Origin of the sequence: Streptomyces sp. NBC_01006 (assembly GCF_045162725.1) — a bacterium.
In the GTDB taxonomy this organism is placed as follows: domain Bacteria; phylum Actinomycetota; class Actinomycetes; order Streptomycetales; family Streptomycetaceae; genus Streptomyces.
This window is the reverse complement of sequence record NZ_CP108700.1, coordinates 184,207-206,266: the sequence shown is the minus strand read 5'-3', so window position 1 is coordinate 206,266 and position 22,060 is coordinate 184,207. Positions and strand designations below refer to the sequence as shown.

The following is a 22,060-nucleotide window of genomic DNA, read 5'->3' as shown; positions in this document are numbered from 1 at the left end:
GACGGATCGGGCCCCGGCCTCGGGTCCGCCGGCCGCCCCGCGAAGGAACGGTCAGGTGACGCGGGAGGAGCGGTACGAGAGGGTGGGACGGGGATCCAAGAAGCGGCCGGAGGCGGAGAACGCGGCTGCGCCGAAACCCTCTTGCCGCATGTCAACCGCGGGGAACTCCTTACAGGCGGTCTGCGGCTGGGCGGTGGAGTCGTTGAACCGGCAGGCGACGCCCGTGAGCCTGATGGTGATGAAGTCCGCGATCTGGGCTCCGAACTCGATGGGCCTCCCGCCGATGGTGATGTCCCCGACGTCGAAACCCTTGTCCTGGGGCACTTCGTAGACGGCGCGGACACGGTGCTCCGAGTCGCCTCTCGCATAGGTCCAGTAGCTTTGGGGATCGGAGCCGTCCGGGGTCTCCCAGCCATCCGTCGACAGGTCGTCGAAGTACAGGCCCACTGGGTCGGCGAGGCTGATGTCGGCCTTCTGGCGGGCCAGGGCGTTGACTCCTGCGCCGATGTGGGGATCACTGTTGCGCTCTGCGGCACCGTACTTGCTGCAGTTGACGAGTTCCTGCTCGGTGCTCAGCTCCTGGCCGTTGACGACGCGCCGAATGGTGGCTGCCGCAGCCAACTCGATCTCTGCGCCCAGGGTGTTGTTCGGCTGAATCAAGTGCATGGCGCCGTGGCTCGTGGAGTTATTCCACTTGTTGCGCGGTTGGTATCTGCCACTGGGCGAGAACAGATCCTCCTTGCGCACGTCCGGACTGATGAAGCTACGGTAGAGGTCGACCACCTTGTCCGGGTTCGTCTGCGCCAGGATCTCCCAATACTCGGGGCCTTCACACGTGAACGTAACCTGGGTGATCTTTCCCGAGCCGTCCCGGGTGACGCTCCACTCGCAGTACTCGTCCTGGACGTCGCGGCTGGCGTCGGCGCGCTGCCATCGTTGGAGATCGCCAACGGAAGTGATCTTGATGATGCGGGGGAACGCGGTCCATGTGATGGAGACTCGCTGGACGTCCGAGGCCGTATCCGCGCTGGTCAGGTTGTAGAACTGCGGTCTCGGACTGTCGTTCAGTACCTGACGGGGATCGGGGCCCTGAATGGCCTCGTCGACCGTGTCGGAGATGAACACGTTCCAGGCCTTGCGGCCGAAGTCGTCCAGATCGTCGAGGTTGCCGGGAGGCCCGTAAGCATCCACTGTGGCCATGGCGCTCGTTCTCCTTGCTCGTGAAGACGGAGGGGTGGAACGCAGCGGTCGCTGGCGCCGCTGAAGCTGATGCCGTGCCGGCTGATGAGGGGCGGCTTCAGGTCAGCTCCGCGACGGTGGCGTCCTCGCGCATCGCCAGCGGTGGCGCGCCGGGGGGAATGTTGGTGACCGGCAAGGTGAGCTCGAACTCATTCAGTTTCATGAGGCGAAATTGCCTACGCCGCGACTCGGCCAACCGGACGTAGTCGTCGAATCCGGATGCGGTCTGGATCTGTTGGGTGACCTTGCGCAGATAGGCGTCCACCCGCTGTCCGAACACTGATTGCCAAACGTCTTCAGGCACCTGCCAGTGCTCGGCGAAGCGGGCTTCGGGACTGTCGGCGGGCAGGTTCCGCGTTCGCGCTGCGTCCAAGATGGCCTGGGTGACCGTGTCACACAACTCCACCGCCTTGACTGGCGTGGTCGGCACGTACCGCATGAGGTGACTGCGGGCAGGGCTGAAGACCGGGTTTGGAAAGTCCACCATCAGCACGCAGGCGGCGAACCTGGCCGAGATGAGCCCCTTGCGGACCATCTGCCGGATCACCTCGTTGTCCTCGTGGGCAGCCTCGGGGACAACGAAGGCGAAAAACGTGTCACCTGGCTGGGAGAAGCCGCTGAACTTCTCCTCCAGCCGGAAACCAAACCGCGTCAGGCCGGCCAGGTACCCGGCGGCCTGTGCTCTGGGCGGAGCGGCCTGCGTGAACAGTCGCAGGTCGTCGAACAGGATGTCCTGGTTCAGCCAGAACCCCGTGGGTAGCGTCAGCTCGCCACTGTCCGCCGCGATGGTGCTGCTCTGCCGGTCTGTACTGGTGAGGTTGACCGTGGTGCTGGTGAACAGGTGGCGCAGCAGCCGGTCGGGGTGGTCCACAACGCCGTTCGCGGTCACCTCGGCGAGGCGGGCAGCCGTCCACCGGGTGATGAGAAACCTGACCGTCAGTTCCAGCCGCTCGGCTCCGATGACCTGCTGGAACAGCCGGTCATGGCGGAGCGGGTCATCATCGGCGAGCCGGATCGTCGCCCGCTCTGACTGCCAGTTGATCCAGGGAATCCTCAGTTCCTTCATCACGGCGCTGCCGTTGATGTGGCTGTCGAAGCAGCCCTTGCCCCGCGAGTCCGGCTCCAGCGCGTGCCAGGAGTTACCCGCCCACACCCAGCTCGATTCGAAACGGGCATAGAAATTGAAGACCCTCGCTACAGAATCCCACGCCGCGACCTGAAGAAATCCCTCCTTGGGGTCGCCGCCAGCCTGCGTGCTGACCAGAAGGTCCACCTGATTGCCGTCCACGGCAATCGTGATCGCGAACCGCATGTCGCGCTCGCCGATGGCAACCGGTGAGATTTGCCCGGCCTCGCTGACCAGATACACCTTGCGTGAGGCGGCTGCCGTGGCGGGGAGTTCGGACAGCAGTTCCTGCACGGTGGTCGGAAACCTGCCCACGCGGAAGAACGTAACCGCCATCGGGTCACCCAACTCCGCCAGTTCCTCATCACTGACGGGTCGAGCCCGATCGTCACGGCCGCTAATCCTGCGGTACAGCCGTCCCGGCTCCAGCGCAGTGGAACCTGGTCCGCAGCCGCCATCGGCGGTGCCAGGCTCCAACGGGAAGTGACCGGATGAATCGCAGGCAGCCGAGATGCGGGCGGCGTCGGCCTCCTCGACGGCAGTTGCACTCATCCAGGCGGTCGCCCGCCGCAGCTGCGCGTGGTCGGGCATGGCCAGTCCGCTCCTACAATGTGTCATTCTTCCAGTGGCGCTAAAAGCCAATGCTTAAATGCATACCCAGGCATGCAACCCCAATTTCAGCGGCAGCCGCAGATCCACTCCAATGGCTGCACCTGCCACGGATCCGATGAGACGGCGAGAGTCTGGTGCTGCCCTCATCCGCATTCTGCGCGCAGTTGCGGTAAGCGCCCTCATCCGCGCCGCCCAGGAGACCGCCAGCAGGTACGCAACGCGGCATGCTTTCTCAGGCCCGGCACCATGATCGTGCGCTTCCCGATTACGGATAAGGCAACAACACTGGGCGCCCCGGTTCGCCGACGCGGTGAAGGCGCGCTCCAGGGCCGATTGGGATCCGGGCACAGCCGTGCGAAGACCACCCTCGCCCGCCGATCAGGTCGCTTTTGGCCGGCCGGCGAGGGTGCTGTGGGGCTTGGTGCTGGTGGTGTTAGAAGGCGATGGTCCGTCCCTCGCGCTCGGCTTGTCGCGCGGTGTAGGCGACGCCGTGGACTTTGATGCCATCCGGGTTGAGGAGGGTGATCGTGCCGCCTTGGTTGCCGAGATGGAATCCGTTGCCGCCCGGGACGGTGAGGGTGGTGCCGGGCTGGAGCATGCCGGCGGGGAGCGGGAGGGTCTGCTGGTTGAGGTCGGTGAGCTGCCATCCTTGAAGGTCGATCGGCGCTGGAGAGGCGTTCAGTACGGTGACGGCTTCGGGTGCGGGGCCGGAGGGGTTGACCAGTGCGGCCATGATCCGCAGGGGCTCGTCGCGGTCACCGGAGCGGGGTGGCGCGGTGTCGAGGGGGTGACCGGTGTTGTCGCCGGTGTGCCATGCCTGGGACTGGAAGGCCAGGAAGATCGCGACCCAGCGGTTTTCGGAGGGTAGGTGTACGAACAAGGCGCCGTCCTGCCAGACGCCGTTGTCGGAGCGGAAGCGGCCGCTGTTGCCCTGGTTCATGTGGATGTCGTGTACGCCGTTGCCGGGCCGGAAGCCGAACACCTTGTCGGCGATGTTGGCCTCGGGGCCGAACCTTTGCCCGAAGACGTAGAGGGCGGCGTTGGGGTCGGCGATGGCACGCTGCACGTAGTGGTCGAGCAGGTCGGCCAAGTCGTTGTCGGCGCCCTCGACATCGGGCGGGAGCATTCGCATCGAGGCGGGGTCGAACAGGTTGCCGCGGATGAAGTCCAGGCTGGCCTTGCCCGCTTGTGACGCCAGGGCCGTCCATCCGCTGCCGGCCGGCGGGAGCAGCTCGGTCACGGGATGGCGGAAATCATCATCGGCCAGGTACAGGAGCTCGGAGGGCGCCTGCTGCGACTCTACGTTGACAGCGGCCCGGTAGTGGGTGCCGGCGTTGTCGGTGAGATGGATCTGGTAGTGAGGGGTATCGCTGGATCCCTCCCGGCGCCGGTCGACAGCGCGGGCAGCCAGGACACCGTAACCTTTTAGCGGCATGGGTCATCCTCTGGATTCCGGTGGGAGCGGCACGGCCGGGGTGCGGGCGTGCCGATGGAACAAGCATTGTGCGGGCCGTCGAGGACGTCGGCGAGGCCAGCTGGCGCCAGCGGATCGCCGACCTCCTACATCCCGAGCCCGTGGGCGAGCCGGGTGATCGTGCCGGCCGGAACCTTGGGCTTCGCCGTGTACGCGGCCTGGTCCCTGGGCCCGACGCGACCACCGGGCAGGTGGGGTTCTTCAGATTCCAGGTGCCGGTGACCGCCATGTCCCAACCTCGCCGCGCGCCGGGGCAGCCCTGACGACTGCTTGTCCTCCTGGCCGTTATCCCCCGACCAGACCCCGGCGGGACACCGAATCACCCAATGTTCACCCGCCTTGCCCTGCAGCCCATCTCCCACTGGGTCAAGGCGACTCGGCCGCACCGTTACTGGTCATCTCGGCGGCGAGCCGGCTCGCGGCACACGCGTCGAGGCGGGCGGTGAGCAGCCGGCGGTAGCAGATGAGGGTGCAGGCCTGCTGGTGAAGGCAGCCCGGCAAGTGGCTGCCCTGGAGCTCGTAGCGGCGGTGCGGGCGTCGGCAGCCAGCCGGCCAGGCCATGGCTCGTCGGGATCACCCGGGCCTGCATCGCCCGGCACCACGGTGTTTCCGCATGCGCCTCTGGCCTCGGCCCCTGCGCTCCTACGAACGGGAAGGCACGGTACGCCTGCGCATCATCACCACCTGCTGGTCCACGCCCCACGGCGCTGACCGCCCAAGCCCGTGGTGGGGATCGGTCCGGCCGCCGCGGCCGGGCGGTCTCATGGCCGGGCAGGCCCCTGCTCGCAGCGCTGCGGCGCCCTGCTGACAAGCGTAGATTTGGTGGTGCGCCCGGCTGGAGGGAGACGATCCCATGGACACAGCCATCCGCATCGAGGTGCTGCCTGCGCGATTGGGTGACTGTTTGCTCGTGGAGTGTGCGCGCGGGAGCGGGCCGCCTTGGCGCATGCTCGTCGACGGCGGCCCTCCGGGCACCTGGCCCCGGCTCGAAATGAGGCTGAGCCGGCTCGTACCCGACGACCGGCACATTGACGTCGCCGTGGTGACCCACATCGACAGTGACCACATAGGCGGCATGCTCCAGTTCCTGCGGAGCGAGTACGCCGAGGACGTCGGAGACTACTGGTTCAACGGCCCTCCACACATGCCCTCCCGGAGCAGGGTGGAGGGCAGCGTTGCCGAGGGGGATAGCCTGGTAGCGGCGCTGCTCGGGGAATCCGTCGGTCCCGTACTTCCGTGGAACCGGGCATTCGGCGGCGGTCCCATCGACACCGGGGACGAGTTCGGGTTCATCGAGGTGCCGGTCCGGGACGGGCCGCACATCACCGTGCTCTCACCGACCAACGAGCGCCTGGCGATCCTGGAGCGCGAGTGGTTCGAAACCATTGACCAGGCCCGGCGTGGCTGGCAGGCCGACGTAAGGCCCGACATCCTGGAGCCCCTCGGCGATCTGGCCGCCGTTGCCGCTCAGAAGACGGCCGACGACACGACAGCTCCGAACGGGAGTAGCATCGCGCTGCTGATCGAGCACCGCGGCGCCCGCACCGTGCTCGGGGCGGACGCGTTCGGTACTGTGCTCGGGGCCGGCCTGAAAGGGGTGGCCGCGCACCGGGGTCTGCGGGTCTTGGAGGTGGACGCCTTCAAACTTCCCCACCATGCCAGTCGGCGGAACGTGACCGAGGCACTGCTTGAGGTCGCCCCCGCCCGGCACTACCTCGTGTCCACCAACGGTGACACCTACCACCATCCCGATGACGCGGCACTCGCCCGCGTCGTACTGTCCGCACCGGACGGCCCGACGCTGTGGTTCAACTACCGCACGCAGCGCACTGCCCGGTGGGCTGATCCGGAGCTGTGCGAGCGATACGGTTACTCCGCGAGCTTCCCCGCGGACCCAGAGACCGGCACGGTCCTTGAACTACCGGCGACGGCGTGATGCTCCACCGGGACCTCGCCGCCGAGGTGCGGTGCGGGGGCGCACTGGTGGCAGCGGCCACGACCGCCATCCTCACCAGGGGCCCGTAGGTCTTGGGCCGGCCCGCGCGGCTGCATCCGTGAACCCTTCGAGGCCTTGGCCGCGAACCGTCCACGCCGCTTGCGGGCCATATTGACGATGACCGCCAGGTCCCGCGCGATGGCCCCGTTGTCCATACCCGCAGCCGCCGCCGGCACGATCCGCGCCCGCACCTGCGCTTTCAACGAGCCCGCTGTACTGCGACTTTTCGTCCACGCAGAGGACCAGGGCCTTCTCCGGCGGGTCCAGGTAGAGGCCGACGACGTCGCGGACCTTGTCGATGAACAGCGGATCCGTCGACAGCAGAGACGTCTGCGACCGGTGCTGGGCGAGCGCGAACGCCCGCCAGATCCGTGAGACCGTCGACTGCACATGCCCATGGCTGCGGCCATCGACCTGGTCGACCAGTGCGTCGCGTTCTTCGGTCTCTCCTCGAGCCTCTTGACGATCACCCGCGACCGTTGAGCCAGTGCCTGTGCGGTCGTGCGACGACGGACCCAGCCCTCCTGCACGGCCCGCTGGGTATCAGTCGCAGACAACGCGGAATCTTCGGACCAGGACGGCTCATGACGAACTAGCGCGAAATCTCCGACTCAGGTCACCAGAGGGGAATTGGCCAGTAGTCGGCGTTGGTGGTCCCGGGCCGGCTCGTCGTAGTACTTGTCCCACCAGCGCCTGGAGACGAGCGGCACCGGGGCTTCGACTCCAGTCTCGGGGCCGGGCGTGGGCTGGTGCGCGGCTAGGCGGAGCGAGTCGCGGAAGCGGTAGTGGTTGAACAGGCGGAAGAACTCGGTGAAGTAGATCTCGGCGAGGCCGTGGTCGCCCCGGATCACCAGCATGTTCTCGTCGTTCTTGTTCGCGGAGGGGTTGCTGAAGTTGGCCGAGCCGGTGACCACGATCGGATCGTCGCCGATCGGGTCGATCAGCAGGTACTTCGTGTGCAGGTACTCGATGTTGTTGGAGAACGGGTTGTCGTGCTCGGCCGCCCAGCCGGCGAGGCCGCCCTCTTCGACGAGGCCACCGGCCACGAGCTCGGTGTCGGGATCGGTGACCAGGTTCCGGTTCGCGTCGGCGACGGCGGCGTCCTCGAAGAGCAGCCAGCGGAGCGCAGGGTGGTCACCGGGGAGCTGGTCGGCGAATCGGGGATCGAGGTTGAACGGGAGCGTAATGCACATCAGGTCCTGGGCCGATCCGAAGAGATCGGCGTAGCGGTCTTGCATCGTGGTCTGCGTGTGCGGGCTGAACACGACGGAGATGCCCGCGGGCCAGGAGTCGGGTATCGGGTTGTTGGTGTCCACCCAATTGTTGAGGGTGCCAGGGGTTGGGTCCGTGACGAGCTGTGCCCAGTAGTCGCGGTACTGCTGGGCGACGGCTGGCTCGGTGACAGTGTGTCCGACGTTCGACTGGCCGAAGATCCCGTTCTCGGTGATGTTGGTCGACCCCGTCCAGACCGACTGGGGCGCACCCTCGTGGCTTGCGATCACGAACTTGTTGTGCGGGATCTGAGCCCGGGCGCGCCAGGCTACGACCAGGTCGTCGATGCCGGCGGCGGTCACCGCTGCGCGGTTGTGCGGGTGGTCGAACACGACGAGCTGGACGTCCACGCCCGTGTCTGCGGCCACGCGGAAGGCCTTGAGCACGGGCAGGTACTCGAACTCGTACAGCGCCGCATGGAGCTGCCCGTGGTCGCTGGCGGCGGTGCCGATGAAGGCGAGCAGCGCTTCCTCGAGACCGCGGGACAACCATCGCCAGGCCTCGCGGTTGGCGATGTCACGGGGGTGGAGGTTCTTGAAGCGCTCGGCGTAGGCCTGCGAGGCATACACGCCACGGTTGAACCAGACACCGTGCACGCCCGGCTCCTCGGTTTGCACTTGCAGCTCGACGGTCGAGACGGGGGTGAGTTCTTCCCCCGGAGTTCCGGTCATGGTGTGCACGCGGTAGGTGTAGGTTCGCCCTGGCTTGGTGCGGTAGTCACCCCAGGTGAAGGTCTGGAACGGGTTCCAATTCGATCCCCAATGGCGCCTCGCCTGCGGAAAACGGAGGCGGTTGTCGAGCCACCGGTGCTGGCCTTCAGTGTGATCGAACCGCTCGACCCCGAAACCGAGCACGCCATTCATGTCAGCTCGATCGTGGTCGAACCCCAACACCACGACATGAGTCCCGGCGATGGCCTGCACTCGCAATGGCCCAGAACTGCCCTGCACCCTCATGCCCACGCCTCCTGCTCGCCCGACCAACGCTCGCTTCCGGCCCGGCCCAGCCATCGGCTGTTCCGCCGTCAGGTGTCCAGGCCGTGTTCCGGGAAGCGCGTGCGGCCGTCCTGTTCAGGTCTCGGTGATGGGTTCGCAGTCGTACGTGCCGCCCATGCAGGTCCAAAGACCGGTACTGGAGTCGTACTCAACGTTCCGTGACCGGCCACACAAACCGGCCCGCCGACAAGCCGATACGGCAGCCCCCGCAACGGGGCCCATGGAGCCAAGAGCCGCCATGATCACGGCGGCTGTGAACCCGAGTCGTGTACGCAGGGGAGCTCTTTTGAGGACAAGCGACACCAACACGTCAATACCAGCTTCACCCCGCGCCGCGCCGGGCGCACCCTGACGCGGGGGCGCTCCCGGGGCACGTGAGCTCTTTTCGCAAACCTTGCAGTTGATCCAGCCCGTACGGGGCCCAGCCGGTCCGGGACCGGCCGCAGCAGCACTTCCTGGGCGGCCGCGGCGATCCGGCGGACCTGGTTGAGCCGGCTCTCCCGGCGCGTGCGGGCGGCGCGGCTCGTCGTGAAGCTCGCCGCCGTGACCAGGGACGGGGCGAGGGGGTTGGTGTAGGCCTGTTGGCCGCGCCAGGCGTGATTGTGGGTGGCGGTGATCACGCTGACGACGACGGCCAGGCCCGCCGCCACGAGCGTGCCCCTGGGTCCCGTCGTCACCGCCGCCAGGGCGGGTGTCGCGACCAGCAGGGGCCCCGTGTAGACGACGTGCGCGGGCGTGAGCTCGATCAGGAGCACCAGCAGGGCGATCGCGAAGGGCACGCACTCCGCGAGGACGAAGAGGACCTGGTGGTGACCGCCGGCTCCCGGTCCCGGGGGCGAGCGCAAGGGCGCTCTCACGAGTACAGCCTTCCCCTCCCGGACGCGCGGACGCCACTCCGTGTCCCCGGTGGGCCGGCGGGTGGGGCCGGGGCCACCGGAAGGGGCCACGCCGGGAACCCGTCTGCCCCGCTCGGCACGACACCGCCGCGCGCGTAGGGAAACCTCGTGGGGAGTGCAAGCAAGCCCCCCGGAAGCCCCCTTCGTGAAGAGGCACGCATGGACGAGGTCGAGCGGTACGAGCGATACGTCGGCGGCAGCCCGGAGACCGAGCGGCTGGCCTTCGAGCGGCTGGCGAAGGAGCTCCTGCGCGTGCAGCTCAAGGTGAAGCGGCGCAGCGGCGCCGCCGCCCTGGAGCGGACCTTCCACGCCAAGGCGGTCCTCTGCGTGGAGAACGGGCGCCTGCGGTTCCGCGACGACCTGCCCGAGCAACTGCGGACCGGGTTCGCCCGGCCCGGGGCCGAGTACCCGGTGACGGTCCGGCTGTCCAACGCCAGCGGGGTCCGCCGGCCCGACTCCGTGCCCGATCTGCGCGGGGCGGCGCTGCGCGTCGAGGTGGGGCCCGAGGAGACCCACGATCTGCTGATGACCAGCTTCCCGGTCTCCCACGCCCGCGACGCGCGCGAGTTCGTGGCCTTCGCCAAGGCCATGGCGGGCGCCGGTTCGCGGCCCGCACAGGGGTTCGCGCTGTTCGTCAAGCTGCCCCTGGCGGTCGGCTGGTCCACGGCGGGCCGCATGCGGCGCAACGTCGTCGCGGGGAGCAGGCGCACCGTGTCCAGCCTGGCGCTGGAGACGTACTGGAGCCGGGGCGCGATCCTGTGGGGCGCCGCGGGGCCGGTGCGCTACCAGCTGCGGCCCGCTCCGGGCGCCGCCCCGGCGGGGGCGCCGGCCGGTCCCGACGGCCTGCGGCGCGAGCTGGCACAGAGGCTGGGTGCCGGGGACATCGTCTTCGAGCTGTGCGTACAGCGCTACGTGGACCCGCGGCGCACCCCGGTCGAGGACGGCGCTGCCGAGTGGAGCGAGCGGGACGCGCCCGTGGTGCCCGTAGCCACGCTGACCGTCCCGCGCCAGGACGTCCACACGGCCGAGGCGCGCGCCGCCGAGGCGCGGGTCGACCTGCTGGCCTTCAACCCGTGGCACACCGCGGAGGGCTTCCGTCCGCTGGGGAACCTCAACCGTGCCCGCAAGCTCGCCTACGAGGCGAGCAGCGCGCACCGTCTGGGCCGCCGCTTCGTGACCGTGGAGCCGCGCCGCAACGTCCTGCTCGGGACCCCGCTGCGGGCCGCCTTCCGTTCCGTGAACCGGGTCGTCCCGTGGCACCGGCTGCCCACCCCGGTCGCACTGCTGAACCTGATGGCGTTCCGGCAGACGCTGCGCCGGCACAACCTGATCGACACCGAGGTGCACGAGGCGCCGCCCAAGGCGGGCCCGGTGGAGCCGCCGGTGGACGAGGAGCTGCTGGTCAGGCGCAGCTACGACGGCAGCTACAACGACCTGTCGCAGCCGCGGATGGGCGCCGTCGGCGCGACCTTCGGGCGTTCCATGCCGCCCGTGTACCGGCCGGACCGGTTCGACACCCCGAACCCGGTGACCGTGAGTAGGGAGCTGCTGCGGCGCGAGGCCTTTATCCCGGCGAAGTCGCTGAACGTGATCGCCGCGGCCTGGATCCAGTTCCAGGTGCACGACTGGGTCAACCACAAGCGGGTCCCGGTGGGCACCAGGAGCGTCGAGGTGCCGCTGCCGCCCGGCACCGACTGGCAGAACACCCCGGGTGGACCGCGCGAGAAGGTGATGCGCTTCGGTGACGACGAGCCGCTGGACGCGGCCGGGAGCGGGCGGCCGCCGATCGTGTTCGCCGGCGGCGTGTCGCACTGGTGGGACGGTTCGGAGGTGTATGGGGGCGACCAGGCCGTCGCCACGTCCCTGCGCGAGCCCGGCGGCGGCGCCGGGCTGCGGCTGGAGCGGGGGCACCTGCCGACGAGCGCGGACGGCCTGCCGGTCACCGGGTTCAGCGACAACTGGTGGCTCGGCCTGAGCGCCGTGCACACCCTCTTCGCCCGCGAGCACAACGCGGTGTGCGAGGCCCTGCGGCACGAGTACCCGCACCTGGACGAGGACCGGATCTACCACACGGCGCGGCTGGTCGTCTCCGCCCTCATCGCCAAGATCCACACGGTGGAGTGGACTCCCGCGATCCTGGCCACCAAGACGCTCGACATCGGGATGCGGACGAACTGGGAGGGGCCGCCGAAGAACTGGCTCGACCAGCTGGGCGTCTGGCTGCTGGAGGCGAACGGCAAGGGCGGCATCCCCAGGACCCTGCCCGACCACCACGGGGCCCCGTACGCCCTCACGGAGGAGTTCGTCACCGTCTACCGGATGCACCCGCTGATCCCCGACGACTACGAGTTCGTCGACCACCGCTTCGGCCGCCGGCTCGACACCCTCGGCTTCGACGACCTCCAGGGCGCCGCGGCGGAGCCGCTCATGCGCAAGACCGGCCTGGTGGACTCCCTGTACTCGCTGGGCATCGCCAACCCGGGGGCCATCACCCTGCACAACTTCCCGCGCTCGCTCCAGGCGTTCCGGCGCGACGGGGAGGTGATCGACCTGTCCGTGGTCGACCTGGTGCGCACCCGCCGCCGCGGCGTCCCCCGCTACAACGACTTCCGGGCCGGGCTGCACAAGCCGCGGATCCGCCGGTTCGAGGACCTGTCCCAGGATCCGGAGACGGTCGCGCGGCTGCGGGACGTCTACCGTTCGGTGGACGACGTCGACACGGTGGTGGGGCTCTTCGCCGAGAACCCGCCTGCGGGGTTCGGCTTCAGCGACACCGCCTTCCGCGTCTTCATCCTGATGGCGAGCCGGCGGCTGCAGAGCGACCGATTCCTCACCGTCGACTTCCGGCCCGAGATCTACACGCCGCTCGGCATGGACTGGGTCGCCCGCAACGGCATGACGAGCGTCATCCTGCGGCACTGCCCCGAGCTGGCGGGCGTGCTGCCGCGCGGGGCGAGCGCCTTCGCGCCCTGGCGCCCGGTCCAGCCGGTCCGCAACCACGACGGCCGCGGCTGAACGGGGAGGGGCCATGTCCGCACCCGAAGGCCCCGGCCGCCGCCACCCCGGCCTGGAAGAGCTGCTCGCCCGGCCGCTGCTGGAGACGGTCTTCGGCCGGCGCACCCACCGGGTCAGCCGGGGAGCCTCCGTACCCGCCGGGTCGATGAGCTACAGCTCCCCGCACCCGCCGCGGCCGCTGGACGAGTTGGAGGAGGCGGTGCTGATCGCCCTCACCGGCTCCTCCGGGCTCACCATGCCCGACCGGCCCTTCGAGGACCCGCGCGACCACAAACCGATCATGGCGAAGCCGAACCTGAACATGACCGGGCGGACCGCAGGCAGCCCCGACAACGCGCAGGCCACCCACTTCTTCATGATCAACGACAGTGGCACGTACTACTTGCGCAAACTGCCGCCCGCCCCGTGGCACCCCTTCGACCAGGACACCCTGGTCGAGCGGGCCCGCCGGGCCAAGGTACGGGTACTGGACCACCGGCTGGACGTCGCCGAGGGGATGCGCGACTTCCCGGCCTACCTCGACTCCAACCGGTTCCTGTCCAACCTGCCGGGCACCACCCTGTTCCTGCCGGTGGTCGACCTCTCCCACCAGTACGTCAACGCCCTGATGTACCTGCTCACCCAGCCCGACGGAGCCCGGCCCACCCTCGTCGACGACCGCAACTTCTACCGCCCGGCCGGGGTGCGCAAGTGGGTCGAGAACGGCTTCCTCAATCCCGACATCAAGATGCCGCTCGGCGCCCTGGGGCCGATGCGCACCCAGATCGAGGCCGATCTGCTGCTGCAGAACATGATGCTGGTCGCGGACGCGATGGGGCTCGGCGCCTGGATCCACGCCACGATCAGCCCGCAGATCATGCTCGGCGACCCCAAGTTCTCCCGCGCCTACGGCCGGATGCTGGGCTTCGACTTCGTCACCCCGAAGTTCCGCCCCCTCGACGTGCTTCGCTGGCAGGTACCGCTGCCGAAGTACGCGGCCCTGCGCGCCCACCCGGTGGGACTGCGGGCCGGCGGCGAACACCTCATCAAGGCCGCCTGCCCGCCCCACTACCCGTCGATGGCGGAAGCCGTCGACTCCGTCGTCCGGTCCAAGTTCGGCAAGGACGGCATCTACGCGGACAAGGAGCTCTTCACCCGCGTCTACAAGGACGACTACGCGCAGCGCTACCTCGCGGAGGCGAGCGAGTACGACCGGCAGGTCATCGACTGCGCACGGGACATCTGCGTGTACGTCCACGAGACCCACGGCCGCTTCCCCGCGCACACCGACGCCATCCACGTGCCCGGCGTCTGGCTGCAGACGCACCACGTCGAATCCGAGTACTACGACCGGTTCTTCCGGGGCGGCCTGACCGAGGCACACCGTCGGCACGCCGCCCACTGGGACACGTAGCCCTACCGGAAGGGAGAGGCGATGAGGGTCTACGAGGCCATCGTCAAGGGGCTGGAGGGCGTCGGGGTACGGGCGGCCTTCGGCGGTGCCGGGGAGAACACGGCCGGCCTGATGCTGGCGCTGAAGCACTCACGGCTGATCCGGCCCGTCATCACGCGCCACGAGCAGGCCGCGTCGTTCATGGCCTGCGGCTACGCCATGTACACCAACAGGCTGGGGTTCTGCTTCGCGACGGCCGGGCCGGGCGCGTTCAACCTGTTCTCGGGGCTGGCCGTGGCCATGTCGGACTCCTATCCCGTCCTCGCCGTCTCGGGGTACGCGTCGATGGAATGGCGCGGATGGGGCTCGCTCAACGAGACCTCGGGGCTGAACCGCACGCCCGACTCCCAGGCCATGTTCGCCGCCACGACCAAGAAGTCCTTCCTGCTCACCGATGCCGCCGACACCTGCGACGTCCTGGAGGAGGCGGTGAACACCGCTTTCGAGGGCAGGCCCGGACCGGTGCACATCCACGTACCCGAGAACCTCACCCACCGGGGCGTCGAGGTACGGAACTTCCGGCCGGTGAAGCTCGACGTGGCGCCGGTGCTGCCCGATCCCGCGCGGGTCGAGGAGATCGCGGACGTACTGGCGGACGCCCTCGCGCGGGGCCGGCGGATCGTCGCGCTCGTCGGCTTCGGCGCGGTGCGCAGCGGGGCGGGACCCGAGATCAAGCGGCTGATCGAACGCTTCCGGATCCCGCTGCTCACCACCCTGGACGGCAAGGGCATCGTCTCCGAGGGGCATCCGCTCGCGGTCGGCGTCTTCGCGGACAGCGGCCACTCCAGTGCGTGGAAGGCCTTCCGCGAGGCGGACGTGGTGCTGTGCGTCGGCAACTCCCTCAACCAGCACGCGACGTTCAATTACCGCCAGGACCTCTTCGAGGACAAGCTGCTCATCCACGTGAACATCTCCGAGGGCGAGTTCCACAAGGCCTACCCGCCCGACCACGCGCTGCTGTCCGACGCGCGGCCGGCGGTGGCCGCGCTGACCGACGCGCTGGAGCGGAGGGTCGGCGATGTCCCGCCGGTGGAGGTCGACGGACGGGACTACGAGGCCCGGCACATCACCCACCTGACGGGAGGGATCCACCCGGGGCAGCTCGCGCAGTCGATCGGCCGGATGCTGCCGCCGCGGGGGGTGCTGCTCGCCGACGCGGGGGCCCATCTGGCGTGGCTCGGCTACTACGTGGAGCTGGAGGAGGGGCAGAACTTCCGCAAGGCCGGCTCCTTCGGGCCGATGGCCGGACACGTCAACGGGGCCATCGGCCTGAAGGTCGCCCATCCGGAGCGGACGGTGGTCGTCGGCTGCGGCGACGGGTGCTACTCGCTGTCCGGCTTCGAGCTGATGACCGCCGTGGAGAACGAGATCCCGGTCATCTGGGTCATCTTCAACGACGGCCAGTTCAAGCTGATCAAGCTCTTCCAGCTGGTCACGTACGGCGAGTCCGCGCTGGTCGAGTTCCGGAACCCTGACTTCGCGGCGTACGCCCGCGCGTGCGGGGCGGAGGGCTACAAGGTGGAGACCCTGTCCGAGTTCGAGGAGGCCTTCCGCGCGGCCCTGGCCTCGGGCCGGCCCGCGCTGATCGACGCCCGGATCACGCGGTGGGCGGTGCCGCACTACAGCCCGTCGCCGGACGGGGTGATCCCGGGGCTGGTGGAGACGATGGAGGAGCGCCTGCGGGACGCGTTGGACTGAGGGGGCGGACCCTACTTCGGCCGGGAGTCGCTGCCGGCCAGGCTGCGCCACACGCCAACGACGATCGCCAGCTGGGCGGCCAGGTAGGCGACCTGCGTGGACAGGCCCCGCAGCTGGTAGACCGACAGCAGCAGGCCGACGCCGCTGGGCCAAAACCTCCTCTCCTCGCTGAAGGTCTCCATGTCCATCCAGATGCTCGTGAGCGTCAGGACCAGGAGCATCAGCGCCACGTGCAGGAAGACGTACCCGAGTTCCGTGTCGGTGATCTGGGTGACCAGGGCGCCCACACAGACGGGGATGGCGTAGGCGGCGGTCAGGCTCAGCGCCCGCACCGGACTTCGGCGTCCGGGGAGCACCCGCCACAGCGCCCCCAGGACCAGGCCTCCTCCGGCCCATGCCACTTGCCACGCCAGGCACTTCGCCGCGATCTCCGGCAGCCCTGTGAGACTCTGGAACGTGGCCATCTGGGTCCGGTCGTCCTTGAGGTAGCTCAGCCAGACGAGGGCGAGACTGGCCGGGAACCCGAAGCAGAATGCCAGGCGCGCGGCACTCTTGGCGTTGTCCCACCAGTCGTCGCCGGGCCCCCAGCTGAGGGCTGCGTCCAGCACGGAGATCTGGGCTGGTGGATGCCCCTTGCCCCGCCCGGCGAACAGCCAGTGGTGCAGCCCGTCCAGCCTCTTTTCCACCTCCTCGCGTGAGAGGTCTCCCTCCGCCCGGCCACGGTCCAGCGCGTACAGCTTGTGGTGCAGGTTGCGGAACTCGTGGGCCTTGTTCAGCAATACGTGCCGGCGCCGCTTGGTGCCCAGTCTTCGAACGCGGAATTCCTCTTCGGTACGACCCAGTACGGAAAACCGCCGGCCGACCGTGACCACGGCGTACAGCGAGGCGATCATCAGCAGGAGCCAGACACCGAACAGCAGGTTGGAACCCGCGAACTCGACCTGCCGGAATCCCACGGAAATGGTGAAGATCGCGACGGTCAGCAGGAGATCGGCCTTGGCCGGCCCCAACGGCGGTCCATCGTCACACTCTTCGGGCCGACCCTGCCGGTCTCTGACACGGATCTGCAGCAACGCGACGAGCGCGATGCCCGTCAGCAGCCACGCGTAGGCGTAGACCCATGTGAGTCCTGAGTAGGGGAACTGGACGAGAAACCCGACCCATTCCCGGTCGCGGGCGGTCTCGGGCTCGTCGATGAGCCAGTAGACGCGACTCCACAAACGCGCGTGCGTCCACCAGAAGGAGGTGAGCAGCGCCGCCGCCATCACCGCGAGCAGGGCTGTCGCAACCACCGTGGAACGGATCGGCGCCTCGTCCCACGCCTTGTTCCAGGAACGCCGGGCCATCGCCCCTTCCCGCACGAAACGCCACGCCCATGCCGCCATCGCAGCGAGCCACAACCACAGCGTCCCCAGCGCCAGCAGTGTCAGCCCGATGAGGCCCGGAAGGGCGACGACCGACAGGAAGCCGGACACCGCCACGGCTGAGGCGATCAGGCTCACCGCCCAGGCCCGACGTCGCTGGGCGTCCTTGACGTCGACGCCGGCTGCTGTCTCCTGCGCGGTGGGGGGAGACGAAGACCTGATGTGACACCACGGACGGGCGGCCAGCACCAGGACCAGGGCCAGCGCAATGGCGACGAGGTGGCGCCAGGACGGTCCGGCGGATGGGGGCCGATCCACGATCAGCACGCGCAGGACAGCCGCCACCACCGCGCTGAGGACGGCCCACAGCAGGATCATCCTTGCAAAGCCGACCGGTCCCGGAGTGCCGGAAGCAGCTGGTGAAACGGATGCACCGGGCTGCTTCCACGACGCATAGAGCACGGCCACCACGCTCACCAGCGAGGTGAACGCCCACCAAGTGGCGACACCCACCCAGCCCAGGGTCCGCCACTGCTCGCCCACATTGAAGGAGCGCTGCCAGGGGGGATCCACCTCGACCCGCACGTCGAAGGGTTCCGGTTCGGACCACACCAGGCGCTCCGGGTCGGCAGAGGAAGGCGGAGGAAAGACATTGGTGGCTTCGAGCCCGTCCAGTCGGACCTCGACCTGGCCCCACTTGGCATTCTTCAGCGTGTTCGGCGGCCGGAGGAAGACGCGCCAGTTGTCGCCCTTCCTGTTGACCTCGATCCGCCACGGACCGAGCAGAAAAGGCCTGTTCTGCTCGATCCATGCGGTCGCCTCGTAATTCACGGTGACCAGGTCGCCCCGGACGCTCACCCGCGGGTCGTGGAAGCGCCACTCACGACTGCGCGGGGTGGTGTCATCCCCCCGGAGGAGGCAGCGCATCGCCTTCTGATACAGAGCCGACTTCTCGCTGAGTGCCAGATCCGTGGCGCGGGGCCATTCCTTCGCCGAGACACTGACGGTGAGGGTCGAGAGCACCTGAGCGTAGCTGCGGTCGTGGTAGTCGAAATCGAGCCTGGCACTCACGTTGCGGGCCTTCAGCCTCCCCGCCTCACAGACGTCGACAGCGTGCGCCCGCTGTGCCCCGCCCCACGCCGCCATGGCTGCGGTGAGCAGTAGGATCAGGCTCCACCACCGGGTTTGCACCATCCCGCCCCGTTCGCATCGTCTCCTCCGGCACCCCGTCCTGAGACCCTTTAACACGCACTGCACCCCGCCGCACCCGAACACGCGGCCGCCGCACCCCGCTCACCCTCCCGGCCTCCGCCAACCGGATTGCGGGAGAACGCTCGGCGGCCGACGATGGCATCGGGGGGCCTGCCCACACTCCACGGGACGTGCCATGACCCACCCCAAGGAATCCACCGCGCGCAAGCTCCCCCGCTTCGAGGAAGCCGAAGGGCTGAGGCCCTCGGACGCGGCGTTCGTACGGGACCTCGTCGAGGTGCTCGACAAGCACGGGAACCTGGACCGCTTCGGCCTGTGCCTGCTCCACGACCACTTCCCGCTCGCCCCCGACGAGGTCATGGTCGAGACGAACGACCCTGCCGCGCGCACCCTGCACGCCCACGTGGAGAAGCGGGACCGGACGCGGCACGTCAAGCCCTCCCAGTGGCGGTTCGCGCCCCACGGCGCCGCGGTGGACGAGGGCGGGCCGTACCAGGTCGTCATGCTGTGCGACCCGCTCGACCTGTGCCCGGGCCGCGGCGGGTCGCGCTGACCGGCCCGCACGGCTGATCCTGCTCGGCGAGGACATCTACGTCCCTCCGGAGCACACCTACCGGCTCGCCTCTGCACTGGCAGCGCACGAGGTACCACACACCGTGCACGTCTTCGCCCACGGCCCGCACAGTCTCGGCCTGGCCCAGGGCGCTGGCCAAGCCGCCGTGTGGACGAAGCTCGCGGACTCCTGGATCGCCGCACAGGGCGCCATACCGCTCCCCGGTACGTCCTGACCGGATCCTCTCCGCCCGAAGAGCGCTCGGACCAAGATCCGGACCGCATGAACGAACTTCCACACGTTGACCTCGTACCTGTCGGGTCGCGATGGGCGGATCGGCGAGATCTTCGTGACCCCGCCCCCGCCCCCGCCCCCGCCCCTGACACGAGCGTCGACGGTGCCGCGCTGAGCTCGCGCGAGTGGCGCGCGGCCCACCCTGCCCGCAGGCCGGCCCTGTCCTCGTCCGTCCGGGGAGGGATCCCCAAACGGCGCGACACCTCCGCGGTCGAATGGCACCGCCCGCTGGGCATCCGTCACAGGCAACGCCTCTTACTCAGGTCGCTTGAGGGGTTCCTGCTGACGCTTCATCCCATCGGCTAGCGTGAATCTAAGGTCCTGTCCAGTGGCAGACGGCCTCGGGGCTCGCGGGAAGTTCCACCGTTCGACGCCGCGCCGCTGCCACAGGCACCACGCCTTCCGGGCCAGGGCAAGAGGAGCGATGGCCATGGGCAACCTCCCTGCGGACCAGCTGCGCCAACAGGTGCGCGGCGCGGTCGTCACTCCCGAGGACGAGGCCTACGACGAGGCCCGCAAGGTCTACAACGCCATGATCGACAGACGGCCGGCCGCCGTCGTGCGCTGTGCCAACGCGGGCGACGTCATGGCGGCCGTCGACTTCGCCCGGGAGAACGACCTCGACTTGGCGGTACGCGGTGGCGGGCACAGCGTGCCCGGCTTCGGCACCTGCGACGACGGCGTGGTCGCCGACCTGTCCGCGATGCGCGGCGTCCGCGTCGACCCCGTACGCCGGACGGCGCGTGCCGAGGGCGGCGCGACCTGGGGCGACTTCAACGCGGCCACCCACGCCTTCGGTCTGGCGACGACCGGCGGGATCATCTCCACCACCGGCGTCGGCGGCCTCACGCTGGGCGGCGGCATCGGTTACCTCGACCGCGGACTGGGCCTGAGCTGCGACAACCTGGTCTCGGCCGACGTGGTGACGGCGGATGGTCGGCTCGTCGTGGCGAGCGAGCAGGAGCACGAGGACCTCTTCTGGGCGCTGCGCGGCGGTGGTGGCAATTTGGGCGCGGTGACCTCCCTGGAATTCCGGCTCAGCCCCGTCACGGACATCTACGGCGGGCCGATGCTCTTCGAGCTGGACAGTGCCGGCACGGTCCTGCGCTCCTTCCGGGACTTCATCGCGGACGCGCCGGAGCAGCTCGGCGGGTTCCCGGCCTTCCAGATCGCCCCGCCGCTGCCGTTCATCCCTGAAGACCGGCACGGCGAGCCCTTCATTCTGATCGTGTCGTGCTGGGCGGGTCCGCCGGAGGAGGGCGAGCGGGCGCTCCAGCCCTTCCACGACTTCGCCCCGGTGGTCGCGGAGCACGTCGGCGTCATGCCGTACCCGGCACTCAACAGCGCCTTCGACGCGCTCGTGCCGCCCGGTCTCCAGCACTACTGGAAGGCCAACTTCGTGACGGAGCTGAGCGACGCCGCCATCGAGGCGCACCTGGTGCACGGCCCGCGCCTGCCCGCCGTGAACTCGACGGTCCACATCTACCCGATCAACGGCGCCTGCCACCGGGTCGCCCCGGATGCGACGGCCTTCGCCTACCGGGACGCCTCCTTCGCCACCGTCATCGCGGGCATGTGGCCGGACCCCGCCGACAATGAGGCCAACACCGCCTGGGTCCGCGACTACTACGAGGCCACCGCCCCGCACTCGGAGGAGGGCGGCTACGTCAACTTCATGGCGGACGACGACCAGGGCCGCATCCGTGCCAACTACAAGGGAAACTACGACCGCCTTGTCGAGGTCAAGCGCACGTACGACCCGGGGAACCTCTTCCACCTGAACCAGAACATCAGGCCTTAGCCTCGCCGTTTCGGTAGGCGTGGCGGTTGTCGAGGCGGAAACGCGAAAGTGCCTTCCTGGCCAGGTGGCCCTTACGGGATCGTCTGGAGGTTCCCGGGCCGGGGTGGCTTGACCAGCAGGATTCATCTGGCTTGCGACGCCTTCGATTGCCCGCTCACGCTGCTACGCCGTTGGAACGAATCCACAAGCCGACGGGATTCCGGGCCCGGCCCGGAGGGGGAGACCCAGCATTGTGACAGGCCATGGAGCAGGACACGTGATTCCGTATGAGGTACAGGGCAACGGTCCGGAGCGGGTCCTCGCACTCCACCACTGGCTCAGCGGCAGGTCGAGTTTCGGCCATCTGCGGCGGTACCTGGACGGGAGCGCGTTCAGTTACGCGTTCGTGGACTGCCGTGGGTACGGCGAGGCGATGGACACCCCCGGCGCTTACACGATGGAGGAGGTCGCGGCGGACGCCCTCGCCGTGGCCGACGACCTCGGCTGGAACACCTTCTCGGTCATCGGTCACTCCATGGGCGGCAAGGCGGCCCAGTTGATGTTGCTGGACGCCCCCTCGCGGGTCCGCTCTATCGTCGGCATCTCACCGGTACCCGCGTCCGGGTTCCCGCTCGAAGGGGAGATGTGGGAGCTGTTCGTCGGGGCCGTGGAGGATTCCGGCAACCGCAGGACGATCTTTGACGTCACCACCGGCGGTCGGCACAACGATGCATGGCTGGATGCCAGGGTGAGGGGCTCGGAACGCTCCTCGCCGGCTGCCTTGCGCTCCTACCTCGAATCCTGGACTCGGGGCTCCGACATCCACGAGCGGCTCGAGGGAAATCCGACCCCGGTGCTTGTCGTGGCTGGTGCGAACGACCCGGCGATGGGCCCCGACACCATGCGGTCCACCTGGCTGCAGTGGTATCCGAACGCCGAGCTCGAGGTTTTCGACGACGCCGGCCACTTCGCCCCGGAAGAGAGCCCAGAGACGCTGGCGGCAGTGGTCGAACGATTCCTCGGCCGGTAGTCGGGCGTTCTGTCGTAGAGGTCGGCCGGCCGTCAGAGTCGCGCCTCCTGCGGTGTCCTTGACGAAGTGGTG

Annotated in this window: 15 protein-coding genes and 1 pseudogene; 8 read left to right on the top strand and 8 right to left on the bottom strand. The window is 68.9% G+C overall.

Annotated features, from left to right (window positions below):
* Positions 1 to 51: 51 nt before the first annotated feature.
* The 4 genes from OG509_RS00910 to OG509_RS00895 form a co-directional block, all read right to left on the bottom strand.
* Positions 52 to 1,200 (bottom strand): hypothetical protein, encoded by a 1,149-nt coding sequence (locus tag OG509_RS00910; RefSeq protein ID WP_406179217.1) that lies wholly within the window; start codon positions 1,198 to 1,200, stop codon positions 52 to 54.
* Positions 1,201 to 1,297: 97 nt separating this feature from the next.
* Positions 1,298 to 2,956, bottom strand: coding sequence for a hypothetical protein (locus OG509_RS00905; RefSeq protein ID WP_406179215.1), 1,659 nt, complete (start codon positions 2,954 to 2,956; stop codon positions 1,298 to 1,300).
* A 454-nt stretch (positions 2,957 to 3,410) separates the two neighbouring features.
* Positions 3,411 to 4,412 (bottom strand): DUF2278 family protein, encoded by a 1,002-nt coding sequence (locus OG509_RS00900; RefSeq protein ID WP_406179213.1) that lies wholly within the window; start codon positions 4,410 to 4,412, stop codon positions 3,411 to 3,413.
* Between the two features lie 405 nt (positions 4,413 to 4,817).
* Positions 4,818 to 5,012: a hypothetical protein gene (locus OG509_RS00895; RefSeq protein WP_406179212.1), complete on the bottom strand. Its 195-nt coding sequence runs from the start codon at positions 5,010 to 5,012 to the stop codon at positions 4,818 to 4,820.
* Positions 5,013 to 5,397: 385 nt separating this feature from the next.
* On the opposite strand from OG509_RS00895, the gene OG509_RS00890 reads away from it, so the two are divergent.
* Positions 5,398 to 6,387 carry an MBL fold metallo-hydrolase gene (locus OG509_RS00890; RefSeq protein WP_406179210.1) on the top strand — a complete coding sequence of 330 codons (990 nt, stop codon included), beginning with the start codon at positions 5,398 to 5,400 and terminating at the stop codon, positions 6,385 to 6,387.
* 264 nt (positions 6,388 to 6,651) lie between these two features.
* On the opposite strand, the pseudogene OG509_RS00885 reads toward OG509_RS00890, so the two are convergent.
* The 3 genes and pseudogenes from OG509_RS00885 to OG509_RS00875 all read right to left on the bottom strand — a co-directional run.
* Positions 6,652 to 7,004, bottom strand: a pseudogene (locus tag OG509_RS00885) (IS630 family transposase); the annotation flags it as partial.
* Between the two features lie 54 nt (positions 7,005 to 7,058).
* Positions 7,059 to 8,390 carry a phospholipase D-like domain-containing protein gene (locus OG509_RS00880; RefSeq protein ID WP_406187439.1) on the bottom strand — a complete coding sequence of 444 codons (1,332 nt, stop codon included), beginning with the start codon at positions 8,388 to 8,390 and terminating at the stop codon, positions 7,059 to 7,061.
* Positions 8,391 to 8,956: 566 nt separating this feature from the next.
* Complete coding sequence (locus tag OG509_RS00875; protein ID WP_406179209.1) at positions 8,957 to 9,571, bottom strand: hypothetical protein; 615 nt, start codon at positions 9,569 to 9,571, stop codon at positions 8,957 to 8,959.
* A gap of 198 nt (positions 9,572 to 9,769) precedes the next feature.
* Here OG509_RS00875 and OG509_RS00870 point away from each other — a divergent pair, with 198 nt between their 5' ends.
* Genes OG509_RS00870 through OG509_RS00860 form a run of 3 tightly spaced genes read left to right on the top strand, consistent with a single transcriptional unit; the run spans position 9,770 to position 15,755 of the window.
* Positions 9,770 to 12,625, top strand: a complete 2,856-nt coding sequence (locus tag OG509_RS00870) for a peroxidase family protein (protein ID WP_406179208.1) — start codon at positions 9,770 to 9,772, stop codon at positions 12,623 to 12,625.
* 13 nt (positions 12,626 to 12,638) lie between these two features.
* Positions 12,639 to 14,018: a hypothetical protein gene (locus OG509_RS00865; RefSeq protein ID WP_406179206.1), complete on the top strand. Its 1,380-nt coding sequence runs from the start codon at positions 12,639 to 12,641 to the stop codon at positions 14,016 to 14,018.
* A 21-nt stretch (positions 14,019 to 14,039) separates the two neighbouring features.
* A complete protein-coding gene (locus tag OG509_RS00860) occupies positions 14,040 to 15,755 on the top strand; it encodes a thiamine pyrophosphate-binding protein (protein ID WP_406179205.1) in 1,716 nt (571 codons plus the stop codon).
* Between the two features lie 11 nt (positions 15,756 to 15,766).
* Here OG509_RS00860 and OG509_RS00855 read toward each other — a convergent pair whose 3' ends face one another.
* Positions 15,767 to 18,265, bottom strand: a complete 2,499-nt coding sequence (locus tag OG509_RS00855) for a DUF6185 family protein (protein ID WP_406179203.1) — start codon at positions 18,263 to 18,265, stop codon at positions 15,767 to 15,769.
* A gap of 241 nt (positions 18,266 to 18,506) precedes the next feature.
* On the opposite strand from OG509_RS00855, the gene OG509_RS00850 reads away from it, so the two are divergent.
* The 4 genes from OG509_RS00850 to OG509_RS00835 all read left to right on the top strand — a co-directional run bounded on the left by OG509_RS00850 (position 18,507) and on the right by OG509_RS00835 (position 21,988).
* Entirely contained in the window at positions 18,507 to 18,884 is a 378-nt protein-coding gene (locus OG509_RS00850; RefSeq protein WP_406179201.1) for a hypothetical protein, read from the top strand.
* Between the two features lie 103 nt (positions 18,885 to 18,987).
* Positions 18,988 to 19,119 carry a hypothetical protein gene (locus OG509_RS00845; protein WP_406179199.1) on the top strand — a complete coding sequence of 44 codons (132 nt, stop codon included), beginning with the start codon at positions 18,988 to 18,990 and terminating at the stop codon, positions 19,117 to 19,119.
* A gap of 483 nt (positions 19,120 to 19,602) precedes the next feature.
* Positions 19,603 to 20,979 carry an FAD-binding oxidoreductase gene (locus OG509_RS00840; RefSeq protein ID WP_406179197.1) on the top strand — a complete coding sequence of 459 codons (1,377 nt, stop codon included), beginning with the start codon at positions 19,603 to 19,605 and terminating at the stop codon, positions 20,977 to 20,979.
* 232 nt (positions 20,980 to 21,211) lie between these two features.
* Positions 21,212 to 21,988, top strand: coding sequence for an alpha/beta fold hydrolase (locus OG509_RS00835; protein WP_406179196.1), 777 nt, complete (start codon positions 21,212 to 21,214; stop codon positions 21,986 to 21,988).
* The last annotated feature ends 72 nt before the right edge of the window (positions 21,989 to 22,060 follow it).

Excerpts from the sequence above, each read along its gene's own strand:
- OG509_RS00880 (WP_406187439.1), bottom strand. The coding sequence starts at position 8,390 with ATGACCGGAACTCCGGGGGAAGAACTCACCCCCGTCTCGACCGTCGAG.
- OG509_RS00840 (WP_406179197.1), top strand. The coding sequence starts at position 19,603 with ATGGCCATGGGCAACCTCCCTGCGGACCAGCTGCGCCAACAGGTGCGC.
- OG509_RS00900 (WP_406179213.1), bottom strand. The coding sequence starts at position 4,412 with ATGCCGCTAAAAGGTTACGGTGTCCTGGCTGCCCGCGCTGTCGACCGG.
- OG509_RS00860 (WP_406179205.1), top strand. The coding sequence starts at position 14,040 with ATGAGGGTCTACGAGGCCATCGTCAAGGGGCTGGAGGGCGTCGGGGTA.
- OG509_RS00865 (WP_406179206.1), top strand. The coding sequence starts at position 12,639 with ATGTCCGCACCCGAAGGCCCCGGCCGCCGCCACCCCGGCCTGGAAGAG.
- OG509_RS00905 (WP_406179215.1), bottom strand. The coding sequence starts at position 2,956 with ATGCCCGACCACGCGCAGCTGCGGCGGGCGACCGCCTGGATGAGTGCA.
- OG509_RS00855 (WP_406179203.1), bottom strand. The coding sequence starts at position 18,265 with ATGGCGGCGTGGGGCGGGGCACAGCGGGCGCACGCTGTCGACGTCTGT.
- OG509_RS00895 (WP_406179212.1), bottom strand. The coding sequence starts at position 5,012 with ATGGCCTGGCCGGCTGGCTGCCGACGCCCGCACCGCCGCTACGAGCTC.
- OG509_RS00850 (WP_406179201.1), top strand. The coding sequence starts at position 18,507 with ATGACCCACCCCAAGGAATCCACCGCGCGCAAGCTCCCCCGCTTCGAG.
- OG509_RS00870 (WP_406179208.1), top strand. The coding sequence starts at position 9,770 with ATGGACGAGGTCGAGCGGTACGAGCGATACGTCGGCGGCAGCCCGGAG.
- OG509_RS00890 (WP_406179210.1), top strand. The coding sequence starts at position 5,398 with ATGCTCGTCGACGGCGGCCCTCCGGGCACCTGGCCCCGGCTCGAAATG.
- OG509_RS00910 (WP_406179217.1), bottom strand. The coding sequence starts at position 1,200 with ATGGCCACAGTGGATGCTTACGGGCCTCCCGGCAACCTCGACGATCTG.